This is a genomic window from Polaromonas sp. P1_G4, assembly GCF_056405475.1.
In genome coordinates this window covers 1-8,435 of the sequence record NZ_JBFUCA010000151.1, presented here as the reverse complement: position 1 = coordinate 8,435, position 8,435 = coordinate 1, and the positions used below count along the sequence as shown (strand labels likewise).

General features: G+C 60.7%; 9 protein-coding genes and 1 pseudogene. 9 read left to right on the top strand and 1 reads right to left on the bottom strand.

The genetic code is table 11. The features are described 5' to 3' along the window. A pseudogene (locus AC1D1X_RS09790) lies at positions 1 to 231 on the bottom strand (C4-dicarboxylate ABC transporter substrate-binding protein); the annotation flags it as partial. Between the two features lie 121 nt (positions 232 to 352). Here AC1D1X_RS09790 and AC1D1X_RS09785 point away from each other — a divergent pair. The 9 genes from AC1D1X_RS09785 to AC1D1X_RS09745 form a co-directional block, all read left to right on the top strand. Next, complete coding sequence (locus AC1D1X_RS09785) at positions 353 to 1,306, top strand: LysR family transcriptional regulator (RefSeq protein ID WP_477667966.1); 954 nt, start codon at positions 353 to 355, stop codon at positions 1,304 to 1,306. Between the two features lie 121 nt (positions 1,307 to 1,427). Continuing rightward, complete coding sequence (locus tag AC1D1X_RS09780) at positions 1,428 to 2,693, top strand: ABC transporter substrate-binding protein (RefSeq protein ID WP_457280039.1); 1,266 nt, start codon at positions 1,428 to 1,430, stop codon at positions 2,691 to 2,693. A 36-nt stretch (positions 2,694 to 2,729) separates the two neighbouring features. After that, positions 2,730 to 3,596: a branched-chain amino acid ABC transporter permease gene (locus AC1D1X_RS09775; RefSeq protein WP_457280040.1), complete on the top strand. Its 867-nt coding sequence runs from the start codon at positions 2,730 to 2,732 to the stop codon at positions 3,594 to 3,596. Positions 3,597 to 3,598: 2 nt separating this feature from the next. Continuing rightward, complete coding sequence (locus AC1D1X_RS09770; RefSeq protein WP_477667965.1) at positions 3,599 to 4,615, top strand: branched-chain amino acid ABC transporter permease; 1,017 nt, start codon at positions 3,599 to 3,601, stop codon at positions 4,613 to 4,615. Continuing rightward, positions 4,612 to 5,322 (top strand): ABC transporter ATP-binding protein, encoded by a 711-nt coding sequence (locus AC1D1X_RS09765; protein ID WP_477667964.1) that lies wholly within the window; start codon positions 4,612 to 4,614, stop codon positions 5,320 to 5,322. The genes AC1D1X_RS09770 and AC1D1X_RS09765 overlap by 4 nt, the downstream gene beginning before the upstream one ends. 63 nt (positions 5,323 to 5,385) lie before the next feature. Further along, positions 5,386 to 6,090, top strand: coding sequence for an ABC transporter ATP-binding protein (locus tag AC1D1X_RS09760; protein ID WP_477667963.1), 705 nt, complete (start codon positions 5,386 to 5,388; stop codon positions 6,088 to 6,090). Positions 6,091 to 6,142: 52 nt separating this feature from the next. Beyond that, positions 6,143 to 6,910 (top strand): putative hydro-lyase, encoded by a 768-nt coding sequence (locus tag AC1D1X_RS09755; protein WP_477667962.1) that lies wholly within the window; start codon positions 6,143 to 6,145, stop codon positions 6,908 to 6,910. A gap of 49 nt (positions 6,911 to 6,959) precedes the next feature. Then, positions 6,960 to 7,922: a TRAP transporter substrate-binding protein gene (locus tag AC1D1X_RS09750; protein WP_477667961.1), complete on the top strand. Its 963-nt coding sequence runs from the start codon at positions 6,960 to 6,962 to the stop codon at positions 7,920 to 7,922. Positions 7,923 to 7,940: 18 nt separating this feature from the next. Continuing rightward, positions 7,941 to 8,435: nuclear transport factor 2 family protein (locus AC1D1X_RS09745; RefSeq protein WP_477698202.1), on the top strand; the 495-nt coding region annotated here is incomplete at its 3' end.

Sequence of the window (8,435 nt, the reverse complement as noted above, 5' to 3'; positions counted from 1 at the left end):
GCCTTGCACCGCACGCTTGATTTCGTTGGCCTTGAAGAGCGAGGCGTTGGCGTGCACCGTGATCTTGAGTTTGCCGCCGCTGGCCTTGTCGACGTCTGCCGCGAACTGCGTCAGCGTTTCTGTGTGGAAGTTGCTGGCTGGGTAGGCCGCGGGCAGATCCCACTTGGTCTGGGCGAAAGCGTTGGCGCCGAAGGCGAGAGCGGCGGCCACCAGAGTGACTTTGAATTTCATGAAAAGCTCCAGGACAAGGAATTAGTAAGTAGTAATAGGATAGACGCAAATCCCGCGCCAGTTCACCGGGCATACCCCGAAAAGCCGGCGCCTACCTGTTTTGCGACCTTGAGGCCCCGCCATGAACCTGCGTTTTGTTGAAGCTTTCTATTGGGTTGCCTCGCTCAAAAGTATCTCGCGCGCCGCGGAGAAGCTCTACCTGACGCAGTCTGCCATGTCCAGCCGGATCGCCACACTGGAAGAAGAGCTGGGCATCCTGCTGCTGGACCGGCGCGACAAGCAGTTCAAGCTCACCGTCGCGGGCGCGCGTTTCCTGGTCTATGCGCAAAAGCTGCTGGAGCTGCAGCGCGAGGTCAAACACGAGATGGGTTCCGGTGCGGCCATGGCGGTATCGATGCGCATAGGTGCCATCGAATCGGTGCTGCACTCCTGGCTGATTCCCTGGCTTGAAAAACTCCGGGTAGACCATCCGGGCCTGGAGCTGGAGCTGACGGTGGAAACCACCCCCATCCTGATGGACCAGGTGCAACGCGGCACTCTGGACCTGGTGTTTGCCGCATTGCCCGCGTCGGCGGACGGGGTACGCAACCAGGCCTTGCCGCCCATGGACATGGCGTTTGTGGGAAATCCGGCGCTGCATAAAAAAAGAAATTACCGGCTGGATGAACTTGCGGAAATGGAATTGCTGACGTTCCAGAAAGGCTCGCAGCCGCACGTCACGCTGGTCGACCTCTTCAAGCAGCACCGCATGGAACCCAAAAAGGTGCATGCCATTTCATCCATTTCCGCGATGGTCCAGCTGGTGCAGGGCGGCTTTGGCGTGGCCCTGCTGCCGCGCATCGCGGTCCAGCGCCTGACGGGGTTCGCCAGCCTGAAATTGCTCACCTGCGACACCCGTGTGAAGTCGTTGCCGATCCACGCGAGCTACCGCACCGACCCGACTTCATCGGTGGTTGAGACGGTGGTCAGGTCGGCCGTGCAGTTTGCCGCGGAGAGCACGGGAGCCGGCACCAAAACGGGTCGCAAGCCGGCGGCCAGGGTTGCAAAAACAGGCAAAAAAGGTGCATCAGGGTAAATACCAATCATCGAAAAAATCGATGACGTAAGCAAAAAAGTACTTGTTTGATTTCGTCATTTGCTAATCGCACACTTCGTCACATGTCATCCAACCGTCATGTTTTTACGAGGAGTGCGTCATGAAGAAATCTTGGTGGGCCAAAGTGGCCGCAGTGTTGCTATCAACCGGCATGGCCTTTGGCGTGCATGCACAGCAAGAGATAAAAATCGGTGTGCTTTATCCGCTCACCGGGCCGGCCGCCTCCGTGGGTGCCGAGCTGCGCAGCGCGCTGGAACTCGCCGCCGACATCATCAATAACGGTGCGCCCGGTGTTTCCGAGCTGCCGCTGTCTGCCGGCAAAGGCTTGCCCAACCTCAAGGGCGCAAAAATCAAGCTGGTGTTTGCCGACCACCAGGCCAACCCGCAGACTGGCGCTACGGAAGCCGAGCGCCTGATCACACAGGAAAAAGTCGTGGCACTCGTGGGTGCGTATAACAGCGCCGTCACCGCCACGGCCAGCCAGATCGCCGAGCGCGCCGGTATCCCTTTCCTGAACCCTGAATCGTCGTCGGCATCGCTCACGCAGCGCAACTTCAAGTGGTTCTTTCGCACCACGCCGCACGACGACCTGTTTGTGCACAACGCCTTTGATTTCCTGAAAGAACTCGAAGCCAAAAAGGGCATCAAGGCGGGCGTGGTCGCCAGCCTCAACGAAAACGGCTTGTGGGGCACGGAAACCACCAAGCTGCAGACCAAACTCGCGCCCGAGTTCAAGCAGAACCTGGTCAAGCAGGTGATGTACCCGGCCAAAACCACGCAGCTGACTTCGGAAGTGCAGACGCTCAAGGCGGCGAACCCCAACCTGGTGCTGCAGTCGTCCTACACGGCCGATGCCATCCTGTCGATCAAGACCTACAAGGAACTCGGCTTTTCGCCGGACATGATCCTGGCGAACAACGCGGGCTTCACCGATACCGATTTCATCAGGACACTCGGCAAGGACGCCGACTACATCATCACGCGTGAAGTCTGGGCGCTGGACCTGGCCAACCGCAATCCTCTGATCAAGCAGGTCAACGACCTGTTCAACAGCCGCTACAAGATCAACTTCACCGGCAATTCCTCGCGCACTTTCACCGGCCTGATGGTGATGGCGGACGCTATCAACCGTGCTGGCTCCACCGAGCCCGAAGCTATCCGCAAGGCATTGGCCGCCACCGACATGCCCGGCAGCAAGCTGATCATGCCGTGGAAGGGTGTGAAGTTCGATGCGACCGGCCAGAACACCCTGGGCCAGGGCATCCTGGTGCAGATCATCGGCGGCAAATACAACACGGTCTGGCCGTTCGACATGGCCTCGCGTGAAGTGACCTGGCCCATGCCCAAGTGGGACCAGCGCAAATAAGCCGCGAGTTTTGACCTAAAAAGCCAAGAGACAACCATGACTACGGAAATATTGCTTCAGACGCTGGCCTCCGGCGTGCTGATTGGGCTGATTTACGCGCTGGTGGCTATCGGCCTGACCATGATTTTCGGCGTCATGGACATCGTGAACTTTGCGCACGGGGAATTCCTCATGCTGGGCATGTACTCGGCCTTCTGGCTGTTTTCCCTGTATGCGCTGGACCCCATGCTTACCTTGCCGCTGACAGTGATCATGCTGTTCGGCTTCGGCGTGCTGCTGTACAAACTGGTGATCGTGCGCATCATCAACGCGCCCATGCTGTCGCAGATCTTCACGACTTTCGGCATCATGATCCTGTTGCGCGGTGTGGCCCAGTTCCTCTGGAAACCGGATTTCCGCTCCATCGAGAATTCGGCGGTCAGCGGAACGGTCAAGCTGCTGGGCGTGCAACTGGGCAAGCCGCAGCTGGTCGCCGGTGTAGGGGCCGTCGTGGTCACCGGCCTGATTTACTTCTTCCTGAACAAAACCCGGCTCGGTGCGGCGCTGGAAGCCACCGCCTCCGACAAGGAAGCGGCCCGCCTCATGGGCATTGATTCGCACAAGATGTTCTCGCTGGCCTGGGGCATAGGCGCGGCCTGCGCCGGCGCAGCCGGGGTGCTGTTGTCAACCTTCTTCCCGATTTTTCCGGACGTTGGCGCGAGTTTCATCCTGCTGGCTTTTGTGGTGGTCAACCTGGGCGGTTTCGGCAGCGTCTCTGGCGCTTTCTGGGCCGGCATCCTGGTCGGCGTGATCGAGGTCATGGGCGGCCTGCTGCTTGGGCCGCAGTACAAGACGGCCATCGTGCTGGTGTTGTTCCTCGGCGTGCTGATGTTCCGCCCGCAGGGCTTGATGGGCAAGGCATGATCATGAAGCAACTCATTTTTGCCATCGCAGCGCTGGCGCTTGCCCTGGCTGTTCCCGCTGTCACGGATGCCTCGCACCTGAACATGGCAATCCTTATCCTCATGGCGGCCCAGGTGGGTGTAGCCTGGAACATCGTGGGCGGCTATGCGGGACAGGTGTCCCTCGGCCATGCGGCTTTCTACGGACTGGGCGCCTATGTCTCGACACTGCTGCTGGTCAAGTTCGGTATCAATCCCTGGATAGGCGTGCTAGCCGGCGGTTTGGTGGCAGCCTTGCTCAGCCTGGGTTTTGGCTGGTCCTGCTTCCGGCTCAAGGGCCACTACTTTGCGATGGCCACCATCGCCGTGGCCGAGCTGGTGCAGATCTTCTTCACCGAATGGGATTACGGCGGTGCGGCGGTCGGGCTTTACGTGCCGATGGACAAACAAGGCTGGCTCTGGCTGAACTTCGCCACCAAATTGCCGTACTACTGGTTGGCACTGGGGCTGCTGATCATCACCTTGGGCGCGAACTGGTGGATAGAGCGCAGCTACCTCGGCTACTACTTCAGGGCCATCAAAGATGAACCCGACGCGGCCCGCAGCATTGGCGTGAACATCGCCCGCTACAAGCAGGTCGCGCTGTCGGTCAGCGCTTTCCTCACGGCAGTTGGTGGAAGCCTGTATGCGCAGAAAGAGCTTTACATCGATCCGAATTCGGTGCTCTCGACGGCGCTCTCCATCAAGATGGCGCTGGTGTCCATCCTGGGGGGCGTGGGTACCCTGTTTGGGCCGGTCGTAGGCGCGGTGGTGCTGACCAGCATCGAAGAGTTCACCCGCATCGCTTTCGGCGGCACAGGCCGTGGCACCGATGTCATTATTTATGCGAGCCTCATCATCGTGATCGCAGTCTTTTATCCCACGGGCCTCATTGGCTGGCTGCGCAGCTTCCGGGAGCGCCGCGAGGCACGCGCCGATGCATCGCGGCAGATGGCGGTGCCCACCGCCGCCGTGCAGAACGCCGGCGAGGAGGCCGTATGAAGTTGCTGGAAGTCAAACAGGTCAGCAAGCGTTTCGGCGGGCTGGTCGCCAACCAGGATGTTTCCTTCAGCGTGGACACCGGGCAGGTGGTGGGCCTGATCGGCCCCAACGGAGCCGGAAAGACCACGATGTTTAATTGCGTGGCGGGGTATTTTGCCCCCACGGCCGGTAGCATCATGCTGGGCGGCCGCGACATCGCAGGCCTGCCGCCCGAAACATGCGCCCGCGCCGGTGTGGCGCGGACTTTTCAGATTGCGCGCACCTTCACCAGCATGACGGCCTGCGAGAACGTGATGACCGCGGCCATGCTGCTGCAGCACAACGTTGCGAAGGCACGTCGGGCTGCCATGGACTGGCTGGCTTTTGCCGGGCTTGAACGCTTTGCCGACCGGCCTGCCGCCAGCATGACCATCAGCGAGCAGCGGCGCCTGGCCGTGGCGCGTGCGCTGGCCATACAGCCGCGCATCCTGCTGATGGATGAAGTGATGGCGGGGCTCAATCCGTCGGAAGTTCGCGAAGCGGTGGACGTCGTTCTCAAGATCCGGGACAAGGGCATTGCGTGCCTGATCGTCGAACATGTGCTGGAAGGCATCATGCCGATCGCCGACAAGATCGTCGTGCTGGACCGCGGCGTGAAGATCGCCGAAGGCACGCCGCAGGAGGTGTCGAATGATGCCGCCGTGATCACTGCTTACCTGGGAGACTGAAAGTGACTTTCCCTCACGCTTATTGCATTCCCCGCCACGTGGCGCGGATCGAAGGGCAGCACCATGCTTGAAATCAAAAATCTCAAGGTCTGCTACGACGACGTACTGGCCATCTCCGACGTCAGCCTCCAGGTCGAACCCGGCAAGATCGTGGCGCTGGTGGGCGGCAACGGAAACGGCAAGTCCACCACCTTGCGCGCCGTGGCAGGCCTCAATGCCGCCGCAGCGGGCAGTATTACCTTCAACGGTGAGCCGGTTCACCGCATGCCGGCGCACAAACGCGTTCCGCTGGGCCTGTCGCTGGTGCCGGAAGGCCGGCGCCTGTTTCCCCGGCTGACAGTGCTTCGCAACCTGGAGCTCGGTGCTTTCACACGCATGGACAAGCACGAGGTGGCGCAGGGCATTGAAGAGATGCTGCAACTGTTCCCAATCCTCAAGGAACGCGCCACACAACTGGCCGGCACCATGAGCGGCGGTGAGCAGCAGATGCTGGCCATCGCCCGTGGGCTGATGGCACGCCCCAAGCTGCTGATGCTGGATGAGCCGTCGTGGGGCATCGCGCCCAAGTTTGTGACCAAGGTGCTGGAGGTTATCCAGCAGGTCAATGCCACCGGTGTGTCGATATTGCTGGTGGAACAGAACCTGCAAAAGGCCCTGGGAATCGCGCATTACGGCTATGTCATCCAGACCGGCCGTATCGTGATGCAGGGCAAGGGGCATGAGCTCCTCAACGATGACCGGATCAAAAAGGCCTACCTGGGCCTTTGACGGAAAAGCCGCTGTACCACCCTATTTTTTTCCAATCAAGCTTTACCCAGCCATGAACAAGATTTTTGATCGTCCTGCAGACCTCCGGATGGCCAGCCGCTGCGGCGAGTTTGCCCTGCCCACCGCGGGACACGCGAACGGCCATATCCAGGCCAACCTCATGATCGTGCCGCAGGCACAGGCCTTTGACTTCCTGTTGTTTTGCCAGCGCAACCCCAAGCCCTGCCCGCTGGTGGAGGTTCTGAAGCCGGGCGCCACGGAGCCTTTGTGCGCACCGGGGGCGGACATCACGACCGACATTCCGGGCTACCGCGTTTACCGCGACGGCGAGTTTGTCGAAGAGCGGGGCGAGATCCGTTCGATCTGGAAGGACGACTATGTAGCCTTCCTGATCGGCTGCAGCTTTTCTTTCGAGGCCGCGGTCACCCAGGCCGGCATTCCGTTGAGGCATGTCGAGCAGGGCCGCAATGTCTCGATGTTCCGTACCAGTCTCCAGTGCCAGCCCGCTGGTGTGTTCAGCGGCGAAATGGTCGTCACCATGCGGCCCATCAAGAGCCGCGATGTGGCAAAGGTGGTGGAGATTTCTGGCCGKTTTGACGTTGCRCATGGTGCGCCCGTTCACATCGGCAATCCGGAGGCGATCGGCATCACCGACCTGTCGCGACCGGATTACGGCGATGCGGTCGACATCAAGGATGATGAAATCCCGGTGTTCTGGGGTTGCGGCGTCACGCCGCAATGGGTTGCCCAGAAGAGCCGACTGTCGATGTGCATCACCCATGCGCCGGGCAAGATGTTTGTGACAGACCTGAAAGGGTGAGTTCCATGCACCCGCCGCCGGGCTAATTCTCAACTCCCAAGGAGTTCCCATGAAAGCAGTTTTAATAGCCGTGCTCGTCACGGCGGGGGCAGCGCACGCCCAGACAACCTGGAAGCTGGCCACGGGCTACCGGGCAGAGTCCTTCCATACGCAGAACCTCCTGCAATTTGGGCGCGATGTGGATCTGGCCACGCGTGGACAGCTGGTCATACAGGTGTACCCCAACAACACCCTGGCCAAGCTGGCGGACATCAGCGCGGCCGTGCAGCAGGGAAAGGCCGAAGCGGGCGAGACCATCATGGCGAGCATGGTCAAGGAAATTCCGCTGGCTGGCGCGGACTCCATTCCCTTCGTCGTGGCCTCGTACAAGGACGCGCAGCGCCTCTGGAAGCTGCAGCGCCCCGGCCTTGAAAAGCATTTCACCGAGCATGGCATGAAGCTCCTCTACGCCGTGCCTTGGCCGCCGCAAGGCCTGCATTCGAACAAGCCGGTGCGGGGCCCGACGGACTTTCGCGGTACCCAGATGCGCACCTACAACCAGACCACCATGCGTATCGCTGAAATGCTGGGCGCCAAGCCGGTGGATGTGGCCATGGTCGATGTAGGCAAGGCATTGGCCGAAGGCCGGATGGACAACATGATCACGTCGGCGCTGACTGGTGTGGAGAACAAGGTGTGGGGCCCGATCAAGTATTACTACGAGATCAATGCGTGGTTCCCCAAAAATGCGGTGTTTGTGAACAGCAAGGTCTTTGATGCACTGAAGCCCGAGGCGCGCGCTGCCGTGCTCAAAGCGGCGGGCGAGGCGGAAGTCCGCGGCTGGCAGGCCAGCCAGGCGCTGGCGACCAGCGCGACCGAGGAATTGCGCGCCAACGGCGTGAAGATAGAACGCATTCCCCCCGAGCTGGACACTGAGATCAAGCGCATGGGCGAGAAGTTCTCGCGCGAGTGGATACGATCGGTGGGCAATGAAGCCAATGATATTTTCGTGCCGTACTACATGCCGCAATAAGCACAGGCTTCGAATCGCATGAAAACTCCTTCCGCATCCATCGCCGCCTACCTTCATGCCAAGGATGGCAACCGGCCTCACCTGCTGGCGCAAGCCTTTACGGACGATGCCCTGCTGCAGGTCACCGTCCACACCGGTGCGATTTCTTTTCCGCCGGTGTCCCGGGGGCGGGACGCCATTGGCGAGGTGCTGGTGCGCCGTTTTGGCCAGTCCTACGAAAATGTCTACACCTTCTGCCTGGGCTCGCCGCCGGAGGCCGACGCGCAAGTGTTTTGCTGTGACTGGCTGGTTGCCATGACGGAAAAGGACAGTCGCGCCGTGCGGGTCGGGTGCGGCCGCTACGATTGGTGTTTTTCGCCGCCCTCATATCTGGCGGAAAGCCTTTCAATCACCATCGCGAGCATGCAGACCCTGCCGGCCTCGCACACAGACGAGGTCATGGATTGGGTAGCCGGTCTTCCCTATCCCTGGTGCCCGGCTTCCACGGCCCTGCGGGGCGTGCCGGACATCCAG

Excerpts from the sequence above, each read along its gene's own strand:
- AC1D1X_RS09785 (WP_477667966.1), top strand. The coding sequence starts at position 353 with ATGAACCTGCGTTTTGTTGAAGCTTTCTATTGGGTTGCCTCGCTCAAA.
- AC1D1X_RS09780 (WP_457280039.1), top strand. The coding sequence starts at position 1,428 with ATGAAGAAATCTTGGTGGGCCAAAGTGGCCGCAGTGTTGCTATCAACC.
- AC1D1X_RS09775 (WP_457280040.1), top strand. The coding sequence starts at position 2,730 with ATGACTACGGAAATATTGCTTCAGACGCTGGCCTCCGGCGTGCTGATT.
- AC1D1X_RS09770 (WP_477667965.1), top strand. The coding sequence starts at position 3,599 with ATGAAGCAACTCATTTTTGCCATCGCAGCGCTGGCGCTTGCCCTGGCT.
- AC1D1X_RS09765 (WP_477667964.1), top strand. The coding sequence starts at position 4,612 with ATGAAGTTGCTGGAAGTCAAACAGGTCAGCAAGCGTTTCGGCGGGCTG.
- AC1D1X_RS09760 (WP_477667963.1), top strand. The coding sequence starts at position 5,386 with ATGCTTGAAATCAAAAATCTCAAGGTCTGCTACGACGACGTACTGGCC.
- AC1D1X_RS09750 (WP_477667961.1), top strand. The coding sequence starts at position 6,960 with ATGAAAGCAGTTTTAATAGCCGTGCTCGTCACGGCGGGGGCAGCGCAC.